This window comes from Novipirellula caenicola, from assembly GCF_039545035.1.
Classification (GTDB): Bacteria; Planctomycetota; Planctomycetia; order Pirellulales; family Pirellulaceae; genus Novipirellula; species Novipirellula caenicola.
Genome location: NZ_BAABRO010000018.1, coordinates 43,818 through 69,191 on the forward strand (window position 1 = coordinate 43,818; position 25,374 = coordinate 69,191).

General features: G+C 55.9%; 21 protein-coding genes. 14 read left to right on the plus strand and 7 right to left on the minus strand.

From position 1 onward, the window contains the following. Window positions 1–203: 203 nt before the first annotated feature. From ABEA92_RS25290 to ABEA92_RS25305, 4 genes are all read right to left on the minus strand, one after another. The gene (locus ABEA92_RS25290; RefSeq protein WP_345687519.1) at window positions 204–380 is read right to left on the minus strand and encodes a hypothetical protein; all 177 of its coding nucleotides are present in this window, start codon (window positions 378–380) and stop codon (window positions 204–206) included. A 164-nt stretch (window positions 381–544) separates the two neighbouring features. Continuing rightward, window positions 545–754 (minus strand): hypothetical protein, encoded by a 210-nt coding sequence (locus tag ABEA92_RS25295; protein WP_345687521.1) that lies wholly within the window; start codon window positions 752–754, stop codon window positions 545–547. Window positions 755–769: 15 nt separating this feature from the next. Then, the gene (locus tag ABEA92_RS25300; RefSeq protein ID WP_345687523.1) at window positions 770–1,009 is read right to left on the minus strand and encodes a hypothetical protein; all 240 of its coding nucleotides are present in this window, start codon (window positions 1,007–1,009) and stop codon (window positions 770–772) included. A 30-nt stretch (window positions 1,010–1,039) separates the two neighbouring features. Continuing rightward, window positions 1,040–2,476 carry a YeiH family protein gene (locus tag ABEA92_RS25305; RefSeq protein WP_345687525.1) on the minus strand — a complete coding sequence of 479 codons (1,437 nt, stop codon included), beginning with the start codon at window positions 2,474–2,476 and terminating at the stop codon, window positions 1,040–1,042. A 370-nt stretch (window positions 2,477–2,846) separates the two neighbouring features. Here ABEA92_RS25305 and ABEA92_RS25310 point away from each other — a divergent pair, with 370 nt between their 5' ends. From ABEA92_RS25310 to ABEA92_RS25360, 11 genes are all read left to right on the plus strand, one after another. Beyond that, entirely contained in the window at window positions 2,847–4,697 is a 1,851-nt protein-coding gene (locus ABEA92_RS25310; protein ID WP_345687527.1) for a chloride channel protein, read from the plus strand. Then, entirely contained in the window at window positions 4,690–5,772 is a 1,083-nt protein-coding gene (locus ABEA92_RS25315) for an SGNH/GDSL hydrolase family protein (RefSeq protein WP_345687529.1), read from the plus strand. Before ABEA92_RS25310 ends, ABEA92_RS25315 begins: the two co-directional genes overlap by 8 nt. Beyond that, window positions 5,754–6,287: a molybdopterin adenylyltransferase gene (mog, locus tag ABEA92_RS25320; protein ID WP_345687531.1), complete on the plus strand. Its 534-nt coding sequence runs from the start codon at window positions 5,754–5,756 to the stop codon at window positions 6,285–6,287. Before ABEA92_RS25315 ends, mog begins: the two co-directional genes overlap by 19 nt. 8 nt (window positions 6,288–6,295) lie before the next feature. Continuing rightward, a complete protein-coding gene (gene truB, locus ABEA92_RS25325) occupies window positions 6,296–7,246 on the plus strand; it encodes a tRNA pseudouridine(55) synthase TruB (protein ID WP_345687533.1) in 951 nt (316 codons plus the stop codon). Between the two features lie 102 nt (window positions 7,247–7,348). After that, on the plus strand, window positions 7,349–8,146 hold the full coding sequence (locus tag ABEA92_RS25330) for a hypothetical protein (protein WP_345687535.1): 798 nt from the start codon (window positions 7,349–7,351) through the stop codon (window positions 8,144–8,146). A gap of 191 nt (window positions 8,147–8,337) precedes the next feature. Beyond that, on the plus strand, window positions 8,338–9,438 hold the full coding sequence (locus ABEA92_RS25335) for an MraY family glycosyltransferase (RefSeq protein ID WP_345687537.1): 1,101 nt from the start codon (window positions 8,338–8,340) through the stop codon (window positions 9,436–9,438). Beyond that, on the plus strand, window positions 9,417–11,888 hold the full coding sequence (locus ABEA92_RS25340; protein WP_345687540.1) for an O-antigen ligase family protein: 2,472 nt from the start codon (window positions 9,417–9,419) through the stop codon (window positions 11,886–11,888). The genes ABEA92_RS25335 and ABEA92_RS25340 overlap by 22 nt, the downstream gene beginning before the upstream one ends. Window positions 11,889–11,958: 70 nt before the next feature. Continuing rightward, complete coding sequence (locus ABEA92_RS25345; protein WP_345687542.1) at window positions 11,959–13,203, plus strand: DUF1573 domain-containing protein; 1,245 nt, start codon at window positions 11,959–11,961, stop codon at window positions 13,201–13,203. Window positions 13,204–13,233: 30 nt separating this feature from the next. Further along, on the plus strand, window positions 13,234–15,009 hold the full coding sequence (locus ABEA92_RS25350) for a multiheme c-type cytochrome (RefSeq protein WP_345687544.1): 1,776 nt from the start codon (window positions 13,234–13,236) through the stop codon (window positions 15,007–15,009). Window positions 15,010–15,141: 132 nt separating this feature from the next. Beyond that, on the plus strand, window positions 15,142–15,471 hold the full coding sequence (locus tag ABEA92_RS25355) for a co-chaperone GroES (RefSeq protein ID WP_345687546.1): 330 nt from the start codon (window positions 15,142–15,144) through the stop codon (window positions 15,469–15,471). Window positions 15,472–15,549: 78 nt separating this feature from the next. Continuing rightward, complete coding sequence (locus tag ABEA92_RS25360) at window positions 15,550–16,092, plus strand: O-acetyl-ADP-ribose deacetylase (protein WP_345687548.1); 543 nt, start codon at window positions 15,550–15,552, stop codon at window positions 16,090–16,092. Window positions 16,093–16,608: 516 nt separating this feature from the next. Here ABEA92_RS25360 and bcp read toward each other — a convergent pair. Further along, the gene (bcp, locus tag ABEA92_RS25365; protein WP_345687550.1) at window positions 16,609–17,079 is read right to left on the minus strand and encodes a thioredoxin-dependent thiol peroxidase; all 471 of its coding nucleotides are present in this window, start codon (window positions 17,077–17,079) and stop codon (window positions 16,609–16,611) included. A 373-nt stretch (window positions 17,080–17,452) separates the two neighbouring features. Here bcp and ABEA92_RS25370 point away from each other — a divergent pair, with 373 nt between their 5' ends. From ABEA92_RS25370 to mutY, 3 genes are all read left to right on the plus strand, one after another. Beyond that, a complete protein-coding gene (locus tag ABEA92_RS25370) occupies window positions 17,453–18,628 on the plus strand; it encodes a hypothetical protein (RefSeq protein WP_345687552.1) in 1,176 nt (391 codons plus the stop codon). A 221-nt stretch (window positions 18,629–18,849) separates the two neighbouring features. Continuing rightward, window positions 18,850–20,037: a PDZ domain-containing protein gene (locus ABEA92_RS25375; RefSeq protein WP_345687555.1), complete on the plus strand. Its 1,188-nt coding sequence runs from the start codon at window positions 18,850–18,852 to the stop codon at window positions 20,035–20,037. Continuing rightward, the gene (mutY, locus tag ABEA92_RS25380) at window positions 20,034–21,242 is read left to right on the plus strand and encodes an A/G-specific adenine glycosylase (RefSeq protein WP_345687557.1); all 1,209 of its coding nucleotides are present in this window, start codon (window positions 20,034–20,036) and stop codon (window positions 21,240–21,242) included. The genes ABEA92_RS25375 and mutY overlap by 4 nt, the downstream gene beginning before the upstream one ends. A gap of 1,062 nt (window positions 21,243–22,304) precedes the next feature. Here mutY and ABEA92_RS25385 read toward each other — a convergent pair. After that, window positions 22,305–23,678, minus strand: a complete 1,374-nt coding sequence (locus tag ABEA92_RS25385) for a sigma-54-dependent transcriptional regulator (RefSeq protein ID WP_345687559.1) — start codon at window positions 23,676–23,678, stop codon at window positions 22,305–22,307. Between the two features lie 260 nt (window positions 23,679–23,938). Beyond that, complete coding sequence (locus ABEA92_RS25390; RefSeq protein ID WP_345687561.1) at window positions 23,939–25,312, minus strand: ATP-binding protein; 1,374 nt, start codon at window positions 25,310–25,312, stop codon at window positions 23,939–23,941. Between the last annotated feature and the right edge of the window lie 62 nt (window positions 25,313–25,374).

A 25,374-nucleotide genomic window follows, 5' to 3' on the forward strand; every position in this document is an offset into this window, starting at 1 on the left:
GGGAGCATCATTATAGACGCTGTTCCGAACGCGAGTGAGTGCCCCGGGCCATTATCTCGCGTGGTTCGCAGCATCGATTCGACCGGCCATCCATTCGGCGATCGGTCGGCCCGATTGACTCTGCTGCAACACAGTTTTCAAGATCGAAACGATAGGAGTCGCCAGAAACATGCCAACGATTCCCCGGATCAATCCGAAAAAAACTATCCCAACAGCAACACAGTAGGGCGGACGTCAAATGACTTGCCCATCACCTGCTGCTCGATGGCGTTTCCATTAACAAATTGAATCGTGTTAATCAGTATAAAACACACGATTGCCGCGGTGGGCGACATCTCCGTACTGAGTGCCAAGAAAGGAAGCGGCAGCACATTTTTCACACAAAATACTTGCGAGCGTGCTCTTCAATCTCGGCCAGCAATGCTCTCGGCAGCGATTCATTTTCCAAGATCGAAATAGGATGCATCGACCCTTTTGGAATAGGGTTCGACCGCAGCGGTATCGACCGACACCGCAACATCCGCTTGCGATTCCGACTCGATCATTACATAAACATCATCCCCGTCCCTCCGAGGCAACGGCTCGGACGGCGGGAAGCCGTCGCTGCAGAATCGATGACGCTTGGCTTGATGACGCCACGATCAGCATCCTTAAAACCGGCCTGCCGCTGCTCTGGACCTTGGCTTGGCGTCGGCGGCGTCGCTTCGCGTGGGGTCGCTTCGCTATTTAGCGCATCCGGCACATGATCGACCACCCCCAATCCTTTGCTCTACCGCTGCGGCCGGCGTAGCAGATGGTCTCGATACGTCATCGTTTCGACATCGGTATAAAACAATGCCGTTGGATCGATTCCCCAACGCTGGTTGTGTTCGATGATCGGTTTTACGTAGCGAGTCGTCCCCACCCAAGGCAAAACAACGCACCACAAGACAACCAACACCCCAATCGCAAGCAACAATTGAAGTGCCCCGCGTGTTGGATTCGGTTGTAGTTTCGCCGCGTCGTCCATACTTCTTTCTGACTCTGTTTTCACGATCGCTCACTTCGCCAACATCGCTTCAATCGTATCACGGAAAAGCACTCCGAACATCAAATAGGCCATCGCCAACGTCAGCACCAAGTTCAATGATTGCCCACAGAGGTAAAGGATCATCGGCTTACCACCTTTGATCTGAGGCAACAGATCGGCGAACCGAGTGTCCAACCCGATACTGACAAACGCGAGACAGAAGAACCAATTGCGTAGTCCCTTGGTCGCCTGTTTCGTGGTCGCATTGATGATCTCTTCGCCATGACTCAGATACGCGTTCAGCAGGGTGAACGCGACCGATGCGACCAGAAAACCGATGACAAATCGCGGGAATCGTCGCCACACCTCGGCGATGCCCGCCGGTTTGCCTTCGCTTTGCGGTTGCACGCAAGCGACCCAATAGATCGAGATGCCGAGTGATGCGACGCCGATCAAGATATTTTGAATCATTTTGACGGTTACGGCGATCTTCTCGGCATCTTCGCCAAGGGCTTTACCGGCGGCAGTCACTGCACCGGTCGAATCGATCGTGCCTCCGATCCACGCGCCACCGACGATGGGGTCGAGCCCGATCCACTGGACCGCAAACGGCATCACAATCATCATCACGACGGTGAACAGCAATGACATGCTGATCGCCAGCGACAACTCCTCTTTCTTGGCTTTGCAGCTTGCCGATGCCGCGATCGCTGCAGAGACCCCACACACCGACATGTCGGCGCTGATCACCATGTTCAACGTCTTGGATTCCATTTTCAACACCCGTTGGCCAAACCAAAACGTCGTACACAGCACGATCGGCGTGACGACCCAGGCCACAAAAATCCCGGGGACTCCGAGGGCCAACAATCGATCGAACAAAATCTCGCCGCCGAGCACGACCAATCCGGTTTTGATATACAGTTCGGTCGCAACTGCGGGCCGCATCCAACCGGGCACTCCGACCGTGTTGCTGACCACCAAACCGATCACAATGGCCCACAATGCCGACGACAGATTCAAATGTTTGACGGTCGTTTGCCCTTCCATCAAATAGGCGATCATCGCCAGGGCAAACACAAACGGAAACGCGATTGCAAAAGAGACGATTTTTCGTCCCGTCATCGCTGCCGCGACCGTAAAGGCGATCCAGCACGCGAGTAACGATCCGATCAACGGCACAACCATTCCCGTCAACGCATCCAGCGGATTTGATTCCCACGAACCGGGTGTGCCCATCCAATCGGCCCAGGGATGAACCAGGCTACTGCTGGTCGATTCGGCATCCGGAACCGTGACGGCGATAGAAAGGACCGCCAACCCAAGCAGACTCAATCCAACGATCACCGCCACCCAATCCTCGCGGCGGTACCAGGGAGGATCGACGTAGGTCAGCTCGCAAACGGATGCATTCACATCGTCTGGTTTTGCAGCGAACGAATTCTCGTCACGTGTGGGATCATTCATCGGCGCGCACATCGCAAAAAGAGGGGGGGGGGGGGCTGAACTAGAAGATATCGACAAATACGGTGACGCAAAATGGGCACGATTTCGTCGTCATGATGCAAATAAGATCGTTCGCTAGCTATCGCCGGTGAACACTCGGTTCTGAAACCGAACGTTTTACTCGCGAGAAATCTTGATCAACTCGCAAGAATGCAGGGCCTAGGACAGCCCGGATGGCAGGCGACACAGAAAAAGCCGACTTCCGAGACGAAGGCTCCTTTCGTGAAATTGCTTCCTCGTTTTATAGTGATGGGCTTCTGGGTTTCTGCAGCGTGTCGAGGACCGACGCGGCTGGAACCATTCGTCTCCTCTCATTGTCTGCTCCGTTTCGGTGAAATTTCCAGTTCGGCCATTTCGTGCCTTGAAACTCAATGCATCAGGCCGCTGGTCACTGCTCGCACTGCTTGTCGGGCTAGCGGTCGGGGTGGCGTCGATCGCATTTGAGTGGACCACACAAGCGGTTCGCCGCTACACGCGCGGCGAATTTGCGGGCTACCCCCCAGAGGGTTCAATCGGCGAACACCAGTTCTTTGACAGCGCGAACCTTGCGTTTTCGCCCTGGATGGTCGTCGTCGTGATTACTCTTGGCGGCTTGGTCTCGGGTCTGCTCGTCCACTGGTTCGCCCCCGAAGCGAGTGGAGCGGGGACCGATGCCGCGGTCGACGCGTTTCACAATCGCAAAGGGATGGTCAATGCGCGGGTGCCTTGGGTCAAAACGATTGCATCAGCGGTCACGCTGGGTACCGGTGGATCGGGAGGCCGCGAAGGCCCGATTGCTCAGATCGGAGCCGGCATCGGATCGACGATCGCCGACCGATTTCATCTTTCGTCAACCGATCGCCGCATCATGTTGGCCGCGGGTGTGGGTGCCGGGGTCGGCGCGATGTTTCGCGCGCCGCTTGCCGGTGCGATCTTTGCCGCCGAAATCTTGTACAGCGATGCCGATATGGAAGCCGATGTGATCGTGCCCAGCGCGATTGCGTCGATTGTCGCCTACAGTGTTTATACGCGATCGATTTCGCCCGAAGTGCGATTCCAGCCGATTTTCGGAAACGATCTTGCTCACACTCTTGACTCGCCCATCGAGTTGTTGCCTTACACACTGTTGGCAATCATCCTGATGTTCATGGCGGCGTTTTATGTCCGCTTCTTCCATGCCACTCAAAAACTGTTTGAAGCCGCACCGCTGTGGCCGCACCTTCGCCCCGCCCTTGGCGCCCTGGTGGCAGGTTTGGTGGGAATTAGTCTGTTCGTCTACAGCGGCCACAACGCGGAAATCCTGGGCGTGTTGGGTACCGGCTACGGCACGCTGCAACACGCACTTAACGGCGATAGCGGATTGACGATTGGCATCTTGGCGACGGTGGCCGTCGTGAAGATGTTAACGACGTCGCTGTCGATCGGTTCGGGCGGTTCCGGGGGTGTGTTCGGCCCGTTGATGGTGATTGGCGGCTGTGCCGGAGCGGCGTTCGGTCAAGCGGCTCATGCCATGTTTCCCGAATGGGTTCCCTACCCCGAAGCCTATGCCGTGGTCGGGATGGCAGGCTTCTTTTCGGGCGTCGCGCGAGCTCCGATCTCGACCATCATCCTCATTCGCGAATTGACAGGCGACTTTGGATTGTTGGTACCCACGATGCTGGTTTGCGCGATCACGTTTGTGTTTTCATCCAAGTGGATTTTGTACACGCATCAAGTTGCCTCGCGACTGGAGTCTCCGGCACACCGAGGCGATTTTCTTGTCGATGTGCTCGAGGGGTTGGCGGTCAAAGACGTCTATCTCAAAGGCCGGCGGTTGTTGATGATCCACGAAGGGGAAACGCTTGACGAAATCGTGCACCGTTTGGCGGAAACCAACCAGCACTACTTTCCCGTCGTCGACTCGAACGATGCGATGGTCGGATTGTTTTCCGCCGATGACGTCCGCGCTTATCTCTATGATGAAACGCTGTGGCGATTGGCGAACGCGCGTGATGTGATGATCAGCGAATTCTATCGCGTCTCGCCCGACGATGACTTGAACACGGCGATGCAACAGTTCACGACGCTGAACGTCGATGAACTGCCGGTGGTCGATCCCGAAAATCCAACGAAGTTACTCGGTTTTTTGGGACGTAAAGAAACCATCGCAGCCTACAATCGAAGGATCCTCGAGCACCGCCGCGAGACCGAGCAAGATGTCTAATCCTTCGAAACGTAAACGAACTCGGCTGTACGTTCTGCTAACGACCGCCGTACTAGTCGTCGCGGGCGTACTTGGTTACATCGAATTTCATCTGGCCCGACCGGTGGGTGAGGGTCCCGCGGGGCCTCAAGTCGACATCCGATCGTTTCACAAGGTCTGGTCTGATGAACCGATCCAAATCATCGGCGTCGGCGACAGTATCACTGCCGGGTTAGGAGCGAAAACGCCCAGCCACAGTTTTTTCAACCGCGTCATCCAAACCCCCGATGACGAGTACGCAGAACTCCGCGGCGTTTGCTTGTCCAAAGTGCTGCCGAATCTAACGGCTGAAAATTTCGCCATTTCAGGTTCGGAGTCGCAAACCCATCTGGATGTAATTCAAAACACGATCCCGGTTTACCATGACGCTCGCGGGATCGTCTTGATGACCTCTGGCGGTAACGACTTGATCCATAGCTATGGGCGAAGTGCACCAAGGGAATGTGCGATGTACTCGGCGACGCTCGAGCAGGCCCAGCCGTGGATCGCCAATTTCCGCACTCGCCTGGCGACCATGTTTGACGAACTCGAAGAACGCTTCCCACTAGGCTGCGAGATTTTTATCGCGGACATTTACGATCCAACCGATGGAGTGGGCGATGCGCCAAGCATTTTCTTGCCCGCTTGGCCCGATGGATTGGCGATCCACGCTCAATACAATCAAGTGATCCGCGACGTTGCCCGGTCGCGAGACCACGTTCACGTCGTTGATCTGTACCAGACGTTCCTTGGACACGGATCGCATTGCCGTCAATTTTGGCGTGCGAACTATGATGCAAACGACCCTCATTATTGGTTCTTTACCAATATCGAAGATCCCAACGACCGCGGATACGATGCGATCCGGCGAGTCTTTTTGAACGCCATTGTCGAGCACAGCCGCTTGGTTCCCAAGTACACGCAGCACTCGAGTCCCCCAACCACCCCACGACCGCGTCCTGCTGATGCATGGCTATCGCAAGCGACGCTAGCGAATTTCTCGATTGATCCTTTTAGCGACCGCAAGGACCCTCTGTTTTGCAACCGATACGAATAGGAATATTGACCGTCTCGGATCGCGCCAGTCGCGGTGAATACGAAGATCGCGGCGGCCCCGCCATCCATGACTACTTGAACGAGGTTCTCGATTGCGAATGGACTGCCGATGCTCGAATTGTCTCGGATGATGTGCAATCGATCGAGTCTGCATTGATCGAACTGTGCGATCAATCGCACTGTTCACTCGTCGTGACCACCGGCGGCACGGGACCGGCAAAACGAGACGTTACCCCCGAAGCCACCGAAGCGGTGTGCGAAAAAATGATGCCCGGATTCGGCGAATTGATGCGTAAGGTTTCGCTCGAGCATGTCCCGACCGCCATTTTGTCGCGACAAACCGCGGGGATCCGTGGCTCGAGCTTGATCGTCAATCTGCCCGGCAAACCGTCGGCGATCGCCGAGTGTTTGGACGCCGTGTTCCCTGCAATTCCCTATTGTGTGGACCTGATCGAGGGCCCACGCATTGAAACCAAGCCGGATCGCTTGGCCGCGTTTCGCCCCAAAGGAAAGTAAACGCAGTCGTGTTCGGATTTATCAATTGCATCAAGCCGTCTGGAATGACGTCGCGTGATCTCGTCAACATTGCCGCGCGGCGAGTGCGGCCGCACAAGGTGGGGCACTCTGGGACACTCGATCCTCTGGCCGAAGGCGTCTTGGTGCTCGGGGTCGGTCGCGCGTCTCGGTTGACCTCGTTTGTGCAGAACTACCCCAAACAATACTTGGCTTCGTTTCGGCTGGGGGCCGAAAGCGAATCGGGAGACCTCGAGCAACCGTTGACCGAACATCCCGATGACCCGGTCCCGACGCTCGAATCGCTTGTCGCGGGCGCAAAATCGTTGACCGGTGAAGTCGTCCAAGTCCCCTCGGCATATTCCGCGATCTGGATCGATGGCAAACGCGCCTGCGACCGAATTCGCAACGGCGAACAAGTCGACGTGCCTTCGCGCAAAGTCCAAGTGTATGACTTCAAAGTCTTGAAATACGACTATCCCAACATCCAGCTCGATATCACCTGTGGTTCAGGTACGTATGTTCGCTCGTTAGGCGTCGATTTGGCTGCAAGTGTCCGAGCACATGCGGTGATGACTCACCTGGTTCGCACTCGAATTGGACCGTTTGCTATGGCCGACGCCATTTCCATCGAGCAAATCCGCCACGACGATTTGGAGGCATTTGTCCAGCCCGCGCGATTGGGTGTCGAACATTTACCGCATTTGTCCGTCAACGACGAAGACGCAATGAGATTGATCAACGGTTTGAACGTGTTTGGCACCGCGTTTTATACGCCAATTGACCCGCTAACCGGCGATGCCGGACCGATCGAGTCCTCGGATCCGACCGACGAAGGTATCGCTGCGGCGATTCGAACCGACGGACGGTTGATTGCGATTGTTCGCGGCAAGACTAAGCAATACGATCCGTCTTGGTACCCCGAGCGTGTCTTTCCGCTCAAACCACGATCGGTGTCTTGATCACCTAGCGATTCGACACAATCGATCCAAACAACGTGGCGTGAAACGCTACAATCGGGTTCAATGGAAGGTGCCGCGATCTCATTTCCACAGGAAACTCTGATGCCACCAAAACTGACCACCTGGATTGTGATGTGGGGGCTGATATCGGCTTCGGTCGTAGCAGCCACTGCGGCGGATCATCATCGCAGCGGCCGCAGCGGCGACCAACTTGTCGAATCGTTGATCCAGCAACTTGATTCGGCCAAATTCAGTCATCGCCAACGTGCGATGCGTCAACTTCATTCGCTGGGCAAACAAGCGATCGAGAAATTGGCGACCGCGACGCATAGCGAAAGCCGCGAAGTGGCTGACCGGGCCTTTGACATCCTGCAGCAGCACTTGATCGGCAACGACACGCATCTCGAGCTGGCCGCCCGCGAAACGTTGCAGTCGCTTTCGCAAAGTGAATCGGCCAAGGTCGCACAAAGAGCCAAACGGTTGTTGGAACCCGATTCCAACGATTGGGACGAGCTGAACCCGTTTGTTCCCGGCGGAGCTGTCGTTCGTCGCCAAGCCCTTTTGCGAAATCCATTGCAAGCAGGCATCCGTATTCAGGTGGGCGGACTGAACCAACAACCTCGGGCGCGACGAACGATCAGAATTCAATTCAATAACGGGATCAAATCGGTCGAGGTGACCGAAAACAACAAGACGATCAAAGTGGCGGGCAAGGCCGATGGCAGTATCGAGGTGACCGAAACGAACGCGGGCAAACCGAGCCCCACCAAAACGTACAAGAACGAAGACACGCTAAAAAAAGAAAATCCGAGTGCGTATCAAATTTTCCAGCAGGGTGGGATTCCCAACCCGCAGTTCGTTCCACCGATCCCGATCAATCCGCCTTTCCCACCCCGCTAACCCCTAATCAACACAACCGCCATAAAATCGGCGTCCGAAAACACCGAAGTTATCTCGGATCGTTTGCCCAACCTGGGGTACCACGTACCTCGACGCTGCATTTCTTGATAGATTGAGCCGTTTTAAATCGGTCGTTTTCTCATAGGGTGGTTGCGTTGGATCTCTCGCAGTGGCTTGGATGGTTGATCGCTGTGACGGTCCTCCCCCCGTTTGTGGTTTCTCTGCTTACGATTTACCCGGTTCGCCGTTTTGCAGTGCAGCTAGGTTTAGTCGCGCGTCCGGGCGGTCACAGCACGCATACCAACGTGACGCCGCTTGGGGGCGGCATTGGGATTTGGGCCGGCATCGTGGTGACGTTCGCGTTGGGCACGTTGGCAGTCGCGCTGGTTCGCAACAACGTCGCCCTGCAATCGCACTTGCCCGATCAAGTCGTTCCGCATTTGGAAGGCGTGTGGTCGCGTGTCACGCAATTGTGGTGGCTGCTCGCCGCAGGCACCGTGCTGACGATTCTTGGCGTGATCGATGATCGCGGCGGCGTGAATCCCTGGTTGCGGTTGGCGGTCGAGTTTGCCGTGGCCGCGTTTGTGGTCTACGGATTGAATTTTGGATTGACGGCATTCATCAGTATTGCCTGGCTGACCAAGGTGTTGTCGGTGATTTGGATCGTGGGGCTGATCAATTCGTTCAACATGCTTGACAACATGGATGGGCTCAGCGGAGGCGTGGCGGCAATTATCGCCACATCGATGGCGATCGTGATGTTGACGACCACCGACCCAGGAACCTCGCAGCCGCAATTGTTCGTGGCGGCGATGTTGTTGGTCGTGTGTGGTTCGCTGCTTGGTTTTCTGTGGCACAACCGACCCCCCGCCAAAATATTCATGGGGGATGGTGGCAGCTACTTGGTGGGTTTTCTGATTGCCGTTTCGATGTTGATGGCCACCTATGCATCGAGTGACGGATCACGACCGCATGCGATGTTGGCGCCGCTATGTGCGATGGCGGTGCCGCTCTATGACATGACCACGGTGCTGTGGATTCGGATCCGCCAAGGGCGAAGCCCGTTTGTGGGCGACCGCAGCCATTTCTCGCACCGCTTGGTCGAACTCGGTCTAAGCCGGACCCAAGCGGTATTGACGATCTACTTGGTCACTGGCACCTGTGGATTGGCTTCGATTTTGCTAACGCATGTGGAACTAACGCAAGCGATCATGGTGATCGGGATTGTGGGGTGCATGTTATTGCTTGTGATCATCTTGGAATCGACTCAGTGGCAAAGCGACGAAAAATAGAAAGCCGAAGCGGACACAGTCCGAGCGGCCGCAGCGACGCAAAACTCGCGAACACATCGGTCGCCGCCGAGACACATTCCAATGGCAATCCGACTCTATTTGATGCGGTCATCGATCCGCCCCGCCCTCGGTTTGCAAATCTGCCAAGCGGAATCGCGGTGTTCGTGTTGGCGGCCGCATTGGTTTATTCGCAGTATTACCCCAGCGACAGTGTCGCGGTGGAAAATGGCGACGGGCTGTGGTTTGTTGCGTTTTCGATCGTCGTTTTGATCGGGAATTCGTTTGGAAAACGATTCCGAAAGGAAGCCGTCTCGCACCCCGTTTCACTGGCGTTGGATTGGGTGCCATGGTTGCTTGCCGGGTGGATCATGATTGCGGCCTTTGGCAGCAGCCCGCCAGGGAACCTGCGGTTTGCCACCAACGAAGCGTGGATTTGGGTCAGCGCCGCGTCGATCTTTTTTGCCGCACGTCGCTTGTTCGCTCAGCCGATGGTGGTGCGTGGGATCATCACGCTGTTGTTGGGATGTGCGGTAGCACAAGCCGTTCACGGGCTGCATCAACAATTCATCAGTCTGCCGGAAATGCGTGCCGCTTACCAACGAAATCCAGAGCAGATGCTGCGGCTTGCTGGGATCGAGGCGCCACCGGGATCGTCCGAACGAATTGTGTTCGAAAATCGTTTGCGTGACGGAGGCCCCACCGGGACGTTTGCTCTGGCAAATTCGCTTGCCGGCGTCTTGGTCGTCGGACTCATGATTTCAATTTCGGGGCTCTGGTTTCACGCATCGCAAATGTCAGTGCCCCAGCGCGTGTGTTGGATTGGCTTGACGGCGCTACTGGCGATTTCGTTGTTGGCGACGCGAAGCCGTTCGGCTGTGTTGGCGGTGTTTATCGGCGCCGTGTTTCTGTTCTTTGCGTCGATGAGCTTTGGGCGACACCGACGCACGATCGTGATTGCGTTGGCATCGGCCGGCTTGCTTGCCGCGATCGTTGTTGGCGGAATCGTGATCTGGGGTGATCGCGAATGGGTCGAACAGGCCCCCGCGTCGCTTGCGTTTCGAATCCAGTACTGGCGCAGCACGATGGCGATGGTCACTCAGATGCCGCTGTTTGGTGCGGGGCCGGGAAATTACCAAATGATCTACGAGCGTTTTCGCGAGCCCAGTGCGAACGAGCAAATCGCAGAACCTCATAACTTCTTTTTCGAAACGTTAGCCAGCGGTGGATGGATCGCAGCGGGGTTGTTGGTTTGTTTAACCGTCGCGGTCCTCGCGTGCTGGAAAACTCGTCGTGATCAGCTGAGCGAATGCAAAGACACGCCCGACCCAGCGGCTCAGCGATGGTGGAACGCGGCGATCATCGTCTGGCTCGGTGCCGCCGTCAGCTTCGCGATGGTCTGGATCGTCGGCTTTATCGTGTTGAGTATTCCTGATATCGAAGCCGATCTGTTTGGGGTGCCGCTCAGTATCGCGGGGATCGTCTTGACATGGAAACACCTTCGCCGGTTTAGCGACCGCCATCTTCACACGCTTGCTGCGGCGACGTTGCTGTCGATCCTGGTCCATTTGTCGATCGCGGGCGGATGGACTGTGCCTGGGGTAGCGATTTGTGTGTGGCTTGTCGCGGCGGTGATCTGCCGCACGGTCGCCAAACCTGCCTCCGTCAAAATCACAACGGGCAAAATCACAGCGGGGGAAACTGAAAACGCCGCCACGGATCTCGGCGACGATGCCGATCACACGCTCAGGAATTGGCGAGAGCGAAAGTGGAGCAAACTCGGATCTGCCGCCAGCGTGCTGTTGCTTGGCGGGTTGGTATGGATGTCGATTTTGCCCGTTTCGCAGCAACAGCGATTACTCAAGCAGCTGTCACGTCCGCGTGTGGCCGGTGATTTCGAGGAAATGGATCGTTTGTTGACCAAGGCGATGGAGGCGGATCCGTGGTCCGCTGAAGCGGCCCGTTGGCGTGCGGACGCCTATCGCCGGCAAATCGTCGCCGCCGCAACCAAAGACGACGCCACCGCAGCCACTCGCCGAAGCACTTGGCAAACGCTGGTTCATCAAACCAAGCAACGAGCGGGCGAGGATCCGAGCGTTTATCGCGAATTGGGGATCGCCCAATTGCACGTTTTTCAGCGATTTGGCCAAGACGAAGATTTGCAGGACGCCTTGGAAACGTTTCGCCAAGCGGCCGCCTGGAGCCCCTCGAATCAGTGGATGGCAGCCCAATTGGCCGAGGTTTTACGGGCCGCTGGCGACTCGGCCAACGCAGCCGCGGCGGCCCAGCGAGCCGAGTGGCTCTCGGGGCTTGGTTTCACCATGGACCGGATGTTAGAAAATCAAATGATCCTAGAAGCAAGTCAAATCGGCATCGCTGCGGCAAACGAACCGAAAAGACGTCCTGCCAGCGAGTTATTGATGAACCAATTAGGGCACACCGACGTACGGTAACCCATTCATTTTCCATCCTCAAATCTCGAACTCCTCCCTCGTCTCCTCTACATCAGATAACGGTTGAATCATGAACAGATTTTGGGTGCTGTTAGCCATCGTGGCGGTCGCCGGTTCCGCAGCCGGATGGGGGATTAATTACGCAGCTTACGGTCATCGCGATGCTCGCATGGGCGAAATGGTTTACGGCGGTGATATCACCGGCGAAAACATCGATGATTACTACACCCAAGTCGCACAGACCAAAAATCCGCAAGTCGATTTGCCCAACGGCAGCACGTACGACTTCGGCACCATGGCGCCCGGGACCAAGGGCGAGCACACGTTTGTGATCAAAAACACGGGCGAGGGAGACCTAAAACTCCGCTTGGGGGCAACGACTTGTAAGTGCACCCTGGGCACCTTGGACAACGACGTGCTCAAGCCCGGCGAACAAACCGAAGTTCGCTTGGAATGGGATGTAAAAACCGACGCGAAAACGTTCGGACAATCGGCTCAACTGTTGACCAATGATCCAAAGCACTACGCCATCGATTTGAAAATCCAAGGCCGCGTCGTCGGCGACTTGGAAATGGTTCCCGACGCACTGACCTTTGGCGATGTGTCGGCCGACGAAACGGTGACGCTGACCGCCAAAGTCTACAGCTACATGGATCCACCGATCAAAGATCCGACATTCAAATTTAGCAGCGATGCGCTGAATGAATTGTCCGAAATCACGATTGAACCGTTCGAACCCTCCGAAGCCGATGGAGCAAGCTCGTCGGCGTTGCAGGGATTTGATATCTCGATCAAGATCAACCCCGGCATGAAGCAGGGACCCGTTTCGCAAAACGCAATGTTTGGTTTCATTCAAGAACAATCCGACTCGGATGCAACCGACGAGGACGAGCGAAAGTTTTTAGTCACGCCGATCACAGGCAAGATCGTCGGATCGCTCAGCATGATCCCAAATCCGAAGCTGACTGGTTCCGAAGGCGGCAACTATATCTATGATTTCGGAGAAGTTCCGCCCGAAGGTCCCTTTACAGCGAAAACCTTTGTTGTGCTAAAGGGCCAAGATCGCGACAATACAACTCTCAGCATTGAAAGTGTTGAACCGGAGGGGATCGTCGAGGCAACGTTTGGCGAAAAACTCGTGCGTTCATCGATGACGCTGTATCCGCTGGAGATCAAATTGATTCCAGGTCCGAAGGCGATTCAGCGACTCGGCCGAAACCAGGACGATTACGGTAAGATTCGCATTGTCTCGGATAATGGCAAATCAACCGGGAAACTGGTCGTGGGTGTGAAATTTTCAATGGAACCAAAATAAATTACCCCGTTGTTAAAAAATTTGGGTCGTATGAAGAATCAAGTTACCAAACCTGCTTTACGCGATCCGTCCGGTTTTTCGACCGATGATCCTGGGGCGATTCCGCACCGCGATGGCAACGCCAATGGCATTGCCGCCAACCCGCCCACGCGAAGCTTGGGGATCGGTTCCCGTCTGCTTGCTGGTGGATTGGGGATCGCCGCAATCATGGCGGTCATGGCGAGCTCGATCGATGCTCAAGCCCCCAGCGAAACGCCCCCCGTCAAAATCGAGCTCATTCCGACGCCTGCCGGAACCCCCGATACCAAAGCCGCCGATCCCAAGAGCTCGCCGACCGCCGACGAGCCTAACGCGCCCTCCACGTCGCCGGCAAAATCCAATCCGGGTGGCGAGGTTCCCGAAAATTCGCTCGGCCCCGAAGACTATCGCAAATGGCCGACTCCGGATTTGACGCTGGTCCTCTCTGGCAACCAACACGGGTATATCGAACCGTGTGGATGTACCGGATTGGCAAACCAAAAAGGAGGCGTCGCGCGACGCTACTCGTTCTTGGAACAGCTAAAAGAAAAGGGCTGGACGTTAGCTCCGATCGACGCTGGTAACCAAGTGCGACGCTTTGGAATTCAAGCCGAAATCAAATTGCAGCGGACCGCCGAAGCGCTTCGCTCGATGAACTACCAATCGGTCGGCTTTGGCCCCGAGGATGTCCGACTTGGCGTCGGCGAGTTGCTTTCGGTTGCCAATCCCCCCAGCGATGCGGTCGATGACATCTTGTACGTCTCGGCAAACGTGGTGCTATTGGATGAGCCCTCGTTTACCGCTCAGCACAAGGTGTTTGAACGAGGCGGGATGAAGGTAGGAGTCACCACGATCCTGGATCCCGCATCGCTTGAAAGCGAACTTTCGGCAGACATCACTGTGAATCCGCCGGTACCGGCGTTGCAAGCCGCGTTAGCTGCGATCAATCAGCAATCACCCGACTTTCGCGTGTTGACGTTCTATGGTGAGGAAGCGGCAGCCGAACAATTGGTGCGCGACGTTCAAGGGTTTGATCTTGTTGTGGTCTCGGGCGGCTATGGCGAACCGACCTATCAAGCTCAAACGATCGAAGGCACGAAAACACGCATGTTGGTCACGGGCAACAAAGGCATGTACGTCGGGCTAGTGGGTTTGTACCGCAACGCACCGATGAAGTATTGCCGCGTTCCGCTAACGGACGAGTTCGAGGACGCCCCCGAAATGCGGAAGCTGATGGCAGAGTACCAAAACCAACTTCGCGACCTTGGGCTCGAAGGCCTGGGGCTGAAACCGATCCCCCATTCGACTCGCCGCACCTTTGTCGGAAGCGAAAAGTGTGGTGAATGTCATACCACCGCTTACGGGATCTGGGAAAACACGCCGCACGCCGAGGCGACCGAGTCGCTTGTCCATCCGGGTGAACGCAGCGACGTGGCGCGTCATTTCGACCCTGAATGTCTGAGTTGTCACGTCACGGGTTGGAATCCTCAGAACTACTATCCCTATGTGTCGGGCTACCTATCGCTGCAAGAATCGTCGCATTTGACCGGCAATGGTTGTGAGAACTGCCACGGCCCGGGTGCCGAACACGCTGCTGCCGAGGCCGAAGGCGCGTCGGTCAGCACCGAGCAGCGTGATTTGCTGCGAGATGCGATGAAATTGCCGCTCGCCAAGGCCAAAGAGAAGTGCATGGAGTGCCATGACTTGGATAACAGCCCTGATTTTCATATCGACGACGCGTTCGAGGACGAGTACTGGCCGCAAGTCGAACACGAAGGCAAAGACTAACACGGTCTGGACGTGCTGGAATCGCTCTATCCAATGATGCTTTTCGCCTGCCGTCTCGACGAATCAGCCTTCAGAGGTGAAAATGGCCTTTGACTGCATATTTTTCCTCTCATGTCTTAATTTAGGGTCGTAATGGCGAAGAAGGCCGCGAGTACCACTTTCGAGTACGTTGAACCGATCGGAGACCGTGTTTTAGTTCGCAAAGACGAGCCTAAGCGAGAAACTCGCGGTGGGATCGCATTGCCCGATGCTGCCGAAATCCCCACGATCACCGGCCGCATCGTCACGATCAGCGCCGTGGTGGAAAACGACGAAGAATTGCCGCTCCGCCAATACGACAAAATCCTGTTCCACCCCAAGAACATGATCCCGGTGGACCTCGAACACGACAATCAATTGTTTGTGATTCCAGTCGAAGACGTGGTCGCCGTGTTTCGCAAAGAGAAGCCGGAATCGCTTTAGTCCTGCGTCGCAGCAAGGCATTTGTGCTCGGGCGTAGCGGAAGTGACGGCAGCCGCCAACTTGACGGAGGCTATTTCGATGGCAAACCCGCTCGCGCCCCGAATTCGGTTGTTCCTTGGGGACATCACGACGCTGGATTGTGATGCCATCGTGACCGCGGCGAATGCTGCGCTTCGTGGTGGTGGCGGTGTGGATGGTGCGGTGCATCGTGCTGCGGGTCCCGACCTGGTTCGCGCATCGATGGCACAAGCCCCTTGTCCCGCTGGTGAAGCTCGCGTCACCCCAGGATTCCGTCTATCCGCACGCTTCGTGATTCATGCGGTCGGTCCCATTTTTCGAGACATGACCGAAGACAAAAAAACACTTGCCCAAACGTATGAGTCGTCGTTGTCGCTCGCCGCGCAACACAACGTCACTTCGATTGCCTTTCCCTGTATCTCGACCGGTGTCTATGGATTTCCAGCCGACGCGGCGTGCGAGATCGCGATCGACACCGTGCTCGATTGGCTGCGGTCCAACGACAAACCAGATGTCGTGACATTTTGCTGTTTCAGCCAGCAAGACCACACGCGGTACAAGAAGCGACTAGGCGAGCTGGGGCTCGCTGAATCCGAGTCCTGAAAAAAGGTAGACGCCCCGTCGGCATGAATAATGCGGAATTGACGAGCAACCATTCGCCGTTCGGCCAACGCGGTGACGCTGTCTTAAAACCCGACTGCGTACGTTTCGATGTTGCGTGTTTATCACACCCTGACGCGTCAGTGACGGAATCTTCATCTTGACTCGGTCGTTCGCTGACACGTTTGAAGGTGCGAGTTTGTATTTAGGGGCAAAGCCCTGGACGTTTACCTAGCCCAGCCCAACGGGCTGGGACCAAGAATACCAATGAATTGTAGGGCCAACGGTCCGGCCGTTTACCGGGACTTAATGAGGGCGGCTAGCAAATGGCCGGGCCTTTGGCCCTTAGGTTTCTTTGCATCGAAAACCTGGCCCGTTGGGCCAGGCTAGGCAAATCGCTGGGCCTTTGGCCCGAAGAACGTCTAAACGCGCAACTCCAAAACTGACGCGTCGCGTTGTGATTTGACGGACAAGACACCTGCCTACCCGTACAAATGTCGATGGTTCCGACCGCTGCTACTAGAGTGATTTGACGGCGTCGATCACCTTAGCGTCGTGACCGTCGACCTTGACGCGTTTCCAAACCTTCGCGACTTTGCCTTCGGAGTCAATCAGATAGGTCGATCGCTGGATCCCCATCGATTTTTTTCCGTACATGTTCTTTTCGCGCCACGCACCGTACTTTTCAGCGATCGCGTGGTTGGCATCGACCAGCAACGGAAACGGCAACGAATACTTTTCGCGAAATTGCGTGTGGCTCTCCGCGTCATCCGGGCTGATACCAAACAGCGCGACCCCCAATTTCTGCAGTTCGCTGTATTGATCGCGGAAATCACACGCCTCTTTCGTACAACCCGGCGTGTCATCGCGGGGGTAGAAGTAAAGCACCACCGGTTTGCCCTTCAAATCGGCCAATTTCACCTTGTTGCCAGCGTCGTCTTTGAGGGTAAACGCTGGCGCCTTGGTGCCGGGTTCAATCCAATCTGCCATCTTCACTTTGCTCCATGTTGCAAGTCGTCCACTTCATTCACCGCACACCATAATCGGTTTTGCCCGTCGTTTACAGAGTCCCGTTTATCGAGCTCTACGCTGCGCCGACGCCTTCGAAGGCGTTCGCTGAACTTGATGCCTCCGAGCGCCCAATGCCACCTGCCCTCGGCCCTATCCGAGTGGTCTTTACAGTGGAGCGCCGCGAGGCCCGCCCGCGCAAAATCGAACGTTTTACTCGCTGCAACCGGGCGACGCCTGTAATCGGCTCGGCCACCAAATGCAGATGCAGTCCCGCTGCCAACAACATGATAAAATCGACATAGAGACTCGCCAGACGTGATCTCCCTCGTTCGTCCCATCGACTTGAAACGGTTTGATCATTTCTAACTCATCCATCAATCCCTACGAACCACCTCACAGCGATCCGGCGGTTGAGAATCCGTTGGCTTTCGATGATCGCTGGCAAACCTTCGAGCGACTCGAGTTTCAGACCGAATTGACTCGTCGGGACATTCGCGATGGCATCGCTCGGACCAATATCCGCACCGATCTGGTCAGCATGCGGACGCTCGCTTCGATTGTCATCTTCTTTTGCTTTTACATCGGCTTTCTCAGCGTGGTGGCGTCTCCGAATTCAACCGTCGCGTTGCTGTTGTCGATCCCAATCGTCACCACGGCTGCCTTATTGGGACTCCGCTATCGAGCGCTGAACCGCGCAGTGAAATTGAATGCGCATCGATGTGGTGAAATCCACGGTTACATCGATCGCGACCAAATGATGATCGTTCATCCCGACCAAACGCGATGGCTGAAAATGGAACATTTGATCAGCGTGGGATACAACCGAAATGTCATCACGTTTTGTTTCGATGCGACGCAGATGCAATTCGACGTCCTGCCGCTACGGGCGTTTGCCGATCGAAACCGCGCGGTGATGCTAGCCACACAGTTAAGCGAACTGCGTCCACCCTGCCCCATCCAATTCATCGACCCGCGACGTCGTGCCTTGGCCGAGGACGATCCGGTTTGCAGCCCGGCTGAGAACGCGGTTTACTTTTCTGGTGGGATCTATGCGGATGACATCCAAAACACCGTACTGGGGCGACGATGGCGATGGGGGCTGCTTCGATTTTCGATCTTGTTTGGCTCGTTCGCCCTCAGCCTGATCTTCGGATGGTTCTACTTCGTTGGATTCACCTGGTTCGGAATCCTGGTCGGCATGGTGTTGCTGATCGTGCTCAGCAAGCCGGCTCGTTCGGTGATCAAGGCCCGCCGAACGACGCTCGATCGCACCGAACCGCTGTTGATGTCATCGGGGTGGTTCGATACCACGGGACAATTCACCATGACGACGACCGGCCAGTGCAAAGCGAACTGGACGTTGTTCGAGGCGGCCGAAATCACCGACCAAATGATTCAACTGAAAGTCAGAGGTAGCGACATGTACCACTTGGTCGCTAAACGCCAATTCAGCGACGAAGCGTCATGGAAAACCGCTTGTGATCTTGTCAATCAATACGGCCCCCATTCGGGGTCAAGGATGGGCTAGGTGGGCGGTCGGCGCAGCAACGTTCGTCCGTGCAACGAACTTGGGATGACTCGGCATCTTGGGACGACTCGCAATCAGGCCCTTCTAAATTACGGGTCTAGATAGACTTCGATTACCGCCAAGCCGTGCTCCGCGGGCGAATGTCAGGGCTGACGCGCGGCCACGGAACCCAGTACCATACAAGGGTCACCATTCGGGTCCGCGTTGGAAGTGTCATCGAAATGAACCAAATTGCATTGAGATCGCTGATTTTGCTCGTTTTGTCGTGGTCGTGGGCCCTTTCCTCGCCTGGCCAAACCGAACCTGCCACCGATCCAATCGCAAACGAGACAGCCTCACCCCCCGACACCGCGACCTCGGCGTCACCCGAATCAAAACCGCTTTCCTATTGGGTCGAGCAGCTCAGTAGTGATCAATTTCATCGCCGGAAACTCGCTACCCAAAAACTGATCGATGCAGGCGCTCGTTCGGTAACGCTGTTGGTCGAAGCGATGAAGGAAGGCGATCTGGAAACCGTCGATCGAGCCATGCACGCGCTTAGTGCGATCGCACTGAAGCAACCTCCGAACGAAGAGGACGGGGCGTTGGGCGAACTGCGAACGCTAAGCATTCATGCCGCCGGTAGCCAAGCGGCCTTGGCCAAAGCCGCGGTCGAAGAGATCCACGAAGTCCGAGCCACCCAGGCGCAAGAAGCACTTGGCCGTGCCGGTGTCATCATTGGCGTCGATCAATTCCTGGTCCGCGCCATTAGCACTCCGCAGATGGTCGTCCAGATCGACGAAAATTGGTCCGGCGATATCGACTCGCTGAAATGGCTGCGATGGGTCCGCGAGATCGAATTCGCACGTGTCAAAGGACCCGCAGTGCGACGCGATGTGCTCGAACAACTTGTCACGATGCCCGACCTAAACACGATCGCGGTGGTCGAAGGCCAAGTCGATGCGAAAACGCTGCGTCCGCTGCAAGAAATGAAACATGTCAGCTCGATGGAGTTTCGCTACGTCCCGCTAACGGAAGACCTCGGTGACGAAATTGCCAAGATCCCCATGCGAATCTCGTTGAACCTGATGGGCACCGGGATCAGCAAAGAAAAGGTCGAAGAGATGCGACAGCAACTTCCCGGTTTGACCATCGATCATCGCCAAGGTGGCTTTCTCGGGGTCAGCTGTATCAACGGATTTGATGTCTGCCGTATCAACGAAGTCATCCCCGGTTCCGCGGCCGAGACATCGGGACTGCAACGTGGTGACGAGATTGTTCAAATCGATAAAACAGAAATTGGAAAATTCGAGGACCTGCAAAACGCCATCAACCAAAAGGTTCCCGGCGACGAAGTGGAAGTGAAATTTCGTCGCGGCGATGCTCTCGAATCGGTCAAGCTAAAACTTGGAAAGTTGAATCAGCGGTGACATCCAAATCAAAATCAAAGCCAAAGCCAACCTCCAAGCCGAAGTCACCACGTCCCACCCCCGAACCGCCACCCCATGATCCGATCTGGCAACAATCGGCGTGGCGGAGCCGCATCCGTCAGCGATTGCTCGATTGGTTTGCGTCGAATCACCGGGTGCTTCCCTGGCGGTTGGATCCGAAGCCGTATCACGTGTGGGTCAGCGAAATCATGTTGCAACAAACTCAAGTTGCAACCGTCATCCCCTATTACGAGCGTTTCCTAAAACAGTTTCCTACGGTCGCAGCGCTTGCTGCCGCGGACGAATCGACACTGCTTTCTCATTGGGAAGGCCTCGGGTATTACCGCCGCGCTCGATCGATGCACGCGGCGGCCAAGCAGATTTGCGAACAACACAACGCCGTCTTTCCCAACACGTTTGACGACGTGATCAATTTGCCAGGCATCGGCCGCTATACCGCAGGCGCGATCTTATCGATTTCCCAAGGCCAAGCCTATCCGGTGCTCGAGGGTAACACACAGCGGGTCTACAGCCGCTGGGTTGCAATGCAGGGAGCGCTGTCTGAGAAACCGACGCTCGACCTGCTTTGGCAAATTGCCACCTCGATGCTGCCCAAACAAAACGGAGCCACAGATACCGCAGTAGCCGCTCGCGGTCCCGGCATCTTTAACCAAGCGGCAATGGAACTTGGCGCCCTGGTATGCACCCCGCGGGCTCCCAAATGTGATCAGTGCCCGGTGCGATCAGGATGTCGCGCACGAAAGCTGGGCATTCAAGAAACGATTCCCGGCAAAGTCAAAAAAATCGAGTACGAAGACCGTACCGAGTTCGCGTTTGTGATCGCCAACCGAGATCACTCGCAATTCCTCGTCCGTCCCATTCCGGCGGGCGAGCGGTGGGCGGGACTTTGGGATTTCCCTCGTTTGACCACCGGTGAAACAGAAAACGAATCCATCGCCGCAACGCAGCTGCACGACACGCTTTCAACCCCGATCTCGGTCGGTGATCCGTTGATGACGATGAAACATGCCGTGACCAAGTACCGCATTCAGTTGAACGTCTATCGTGCAACCGTTGGCACCGGAGCGTCGCGAGCATGGAAGCCACCTGCGCCGTGGAAGTTTGCATCGCTTTCCGAGCTGGACGAACTGCCGATGAGCATGACAGGCCGAAAGATCGTCAAAGAACTGAGCAAAAGTCGCTGACCGCACCGCGGTCATAGCGTTCCCGCGAGTGCTCGCCATTTAGCCTGGCACTAACCGAAGGATATTTGTAGCGGTGCGGCGCAAGCCGCCCGGTCAAAATCAAACGTTTCATTCGCCGCAACCGGACGCATTGCGCCGCGATCGCTGCCCAAAGTAGATGGCATCGGGCCGCACGTCTCTCACCCAATCTGCTTCATATAATCGGGGACGATCCCGATGAAGCATTGACAATGATTGCACACCGAAATCTCGGTACTGACGTTTTGGTTGCACCGTGGACAAGGTCGCTGAGGCGGTGGTTGTTTTGCCACCGTCGGCTCCGTTATCGGTGCCAAGTCGCCGAGAATCCGCATCACGCCCGTATCCGAAAGTGCATCTTTCGCTTGGGGGACCACCACCTCGGCACGACACTTTGGGCATGCCAATGCGCGGCCTCGTAGATGCATCCCCGCTTTTAAGCGATGTCCCGCCTGGCATTGAACGTGCACGAATTCCATTTCCGCGGCCCCTGTGTTGAAGTGTGATTTGGAGAACGTCACCGCAGCAAAACCTGCGGCGACCGTGATAGCTAGTACGATGTCCGCCGTAACATCGCTTCACCCGTAAAACCCCAAATCGCCGCAGAGGTTCCGAACAATTTTCATCAAACCACAATCAGCATCGTGGGGATCACGGAACAGAACGCTCTGACGGGATACCGCCGCCTGCCCCCCCTCGATCGGATCTGAACCGCACGGACCATTCGATCATTGTTGGCGCCGCTGATCACGATGCAGAACCTGCCGAGCCCCCGTGACTAAGATGCAAAGAATGCCGCCGCGTTCCGGTGCACGCCTATGCAACTCGCCACATAACGGTATCGCTACGACGCATGGAGTGGCGGCAAGTGACAACATTGGCGTTTCGCAGCGACGCTCGCCACAGCGTGAATTCCCGTCATCACTCATCTTCCGCATCACGCCTCAGACGCATGCTCTTGCGTTTCACGATTTGCTCCCGCAGCAAACATTGATCAAACATGCCGAACGCGTGCCATCACTTTTGAGACCGCGACCGTACCACTCAGTCGCCTTCCTGCTTCAATTTGCGATAGATTGTTTTTCGATCCAGTCCAAGGATCCGAGCGGCTTGCGTCTGGTTGCCGCCGACGGCGTCCATCACGTGATTGATATAGCGACGTTGGACCTCTTCCATCGACACCAATTCGGCCGGATCAAAACCGCCAAAGATCAAAGTACCGCCTTTGAAACTGCGAATCTTCTCGGGCAAATCCTCGACGGTAATCTTGTCGTATCGTGTTAATGCAATCGCTCGTTCGATCACGTTACGCAGCTCACGAACATTTCCCGGCCATGAATAGCTCAGCAATTTTTCGGCGACGCCGTCGGCCAACCCAACGACCGGCTTGTTTTCGCTCTTGGCAAATCGTTCGCGAAAATGCTCGGCCAATCGCAACACGTCGGCACCGCGTGCACGCAGCGGCGGCAGCTCGATTCCGATCACATTGATTCGGTAATACAAATCTTCGCGAAACCGCCCTTCGGCAACTGCGGTTTCCAAATCGCGGTTTGTCGCCGTCAACACCCGCACGTCAAAGTTCATTTCTTTGTCGCTACCGACAGGCCGCACTTTCCGTTCCTCGAGCGCTCGCAGCAACTTCACCTGCATCGACATCGGCATCTCGCCCATTTCGTCCAGCAGCAATGTTCCGCCGTCGGCTTCCAAAAACAATCCGCGTCGTTCGCCACGAGCATCGGTGAATGCACCTTTGACATGTCCGAACAATTCGCTTTCGAGCAGCGTTTCGCTCAGCGCCGCACAGTTGACCGCCACAAACGGTTTGTTCGCGCGTCGGCTATTGGCATGGATCGATCGGGCCACCAATTCCTTACCAGTCCCGCTTTCGCCGGTAATCAATACGGCAGCATCCGAATTCGCGACCTGATGCAAATGTTCGTACAACGATTGCATCGCGGGACTTTGTCCAAGCACTTCGCCAAACGCCGTTGCTTGGTTTTGCGATGACTCGAGCAGGCGGACTTGTTCCGATAACCGTCGATGCTCGATCGCGCGTTTGATCGACAGCGACAACAAATCCATCTCGATCGGTTTGGTGATAAAGTCGTACGCGCCGCTTCGCATCGCCGCAATCGCGGTTTCGAGCGTCCCAAACGCCGTCATCACGATCACCGGAATGTCCGGTCGAAGCTGAGTCAATTGTTCGCACAACTGCAACCCCGTGGTGCCAGGCATGCGAACGTCCGTCAACACGACGTCATAATCACGCTGGTGAATCGCTTGGATCGCTTCGCCCGCCGAAGTGAACCAGTCGCTTTGCATCCCCCGAATCCTCAGATCGGTATGGATCAATTCGCACATATTTCGCTCGTCATCGACGATCAAAACGCGAGACGAATCACTGGGGTCTGTCATCATTCCCTACTTAGTTCGAGTAACCAAACGTCATGTTCACCAATTCACGTGGTGTTTTTTACCAAAGATCGTTCATTCGGGATTTTTAACGGCGTGTCGAATTAGTCGTACGATGGACTTCCTAGTCCGTCGAATCCACCATTGACGGACTAGGAAGTCCATCCTACGCCCCTTGCCGCAGGAAGCTTCACTAAATCAACAAGCCGTCAAGAATTTCGGCTCTGAACGTGTGTGGACGAAAGTCTCGACGACTTCCGCTACCGCTACTGATGACGCGGAAAGCGGACACGAAACGTGGTGCCTTGGCCTGGTTGGCTGTCCACCGTGATGTCTCCACCGTGTTCACGCACAATACCATAGGCAATCGACAACCCAAGCCCCGTTCCTTCGCCAACGTCTTTGGTCGTAAAAAAAGGTTCAAAGACCTTATTTAAATTTTCGGATCCAATGCCCACCCCGGTGTCTCGCACATCGACCCACACCCGATCGGCTTCATCGTCGCTGCCGAGCGACACGGTCACGGTGCCGCCATCAGGCATCGCCGCGATCGCGTTGCTGATCAAATTGGTCAACACTTGTTGAACCTGGGACGCATCTCCATCGATTTCCATTGGCCGATCGGTTGATTCGAGCACCAGTTCGGCAGACGATTTGCGAGCAAGCGGACGCATCAGATCACACGTTCGCGAAACGATTTCGCCTAGCTCGATCTTGCCATGAGGTGACGGAGTTTGACGAGCAAAATCGAGCAACTGCCGAATGATCGCGGTCATTCGTTCCGATTCGCCCTTGATCGTCTGCGCACTCGAGATCACCTCCTCTGGCGATAACTTACCGCTGGCGATCAATCCCGCACGTCCCGACACTACATTAAGCGGCGTACCAAGCTCATGCGCCACTCCGGCCGCCAGCGTCCCGATTGTCCCCAGCCGATCTGTATGCCGGATCGTATCACGCTGTGCACTCAGCCGATGACTCATCTGGCTGATCGCGACCGCCAACCGTCCCAGTTCATCATGGCACGTCAATGCTGGCGGTTGATCAAGTTTGCCTTCGCCGATTCGGTTGACCTGTTCGATCAATTTGTCCAGCGGTTTACCGACCAACTGAACGCCGCCCCAATAGATCACCAGTGCGGATAACCCCGCGACTCCCAACAGCGATAGCAGCGAGGCGTACAGTGAATCCCGAATCAGCGAATCCGAAGCGGACACCGGATGCGCGACTTCGACCACCCCCGATTTTTCACCATCCACGTTCAGTGGAACGTAGGAATACGCAGTCCGCGTCCCCGTGGCATCGGTCACCGAAACGCTGGACATCGAACGGGCCACGGTCTTCTGCTCACCCGTCCTCTGATCACCCGACGGAACCTCTTGACCGTCGATCCAACGCATCCGTGGTCCACCGCGTTGTTCCATCGTCACTTCGACCGCTTGCCGAAACGTCACTCGTGAAGGGGTGCCGGCCACCGAATCGATTGCCGATTGATAGACATCAACCAACTGGTGCGCGTGAGCTTCACGCTGCTCTTGCTCCCATGCATGTTGACGCTGAATCGTTTGCCAAGCGAACAACGAAACGACGGCAAATACTCCGACTAGAAAAATCAGAATCAGCTTTGCTGCTAGTTTCATAAGAGTCTTCCGAAAAACAAAAGCGACCAACGTCGATTGTAGGTCAGACGTTGGTCGCCGTC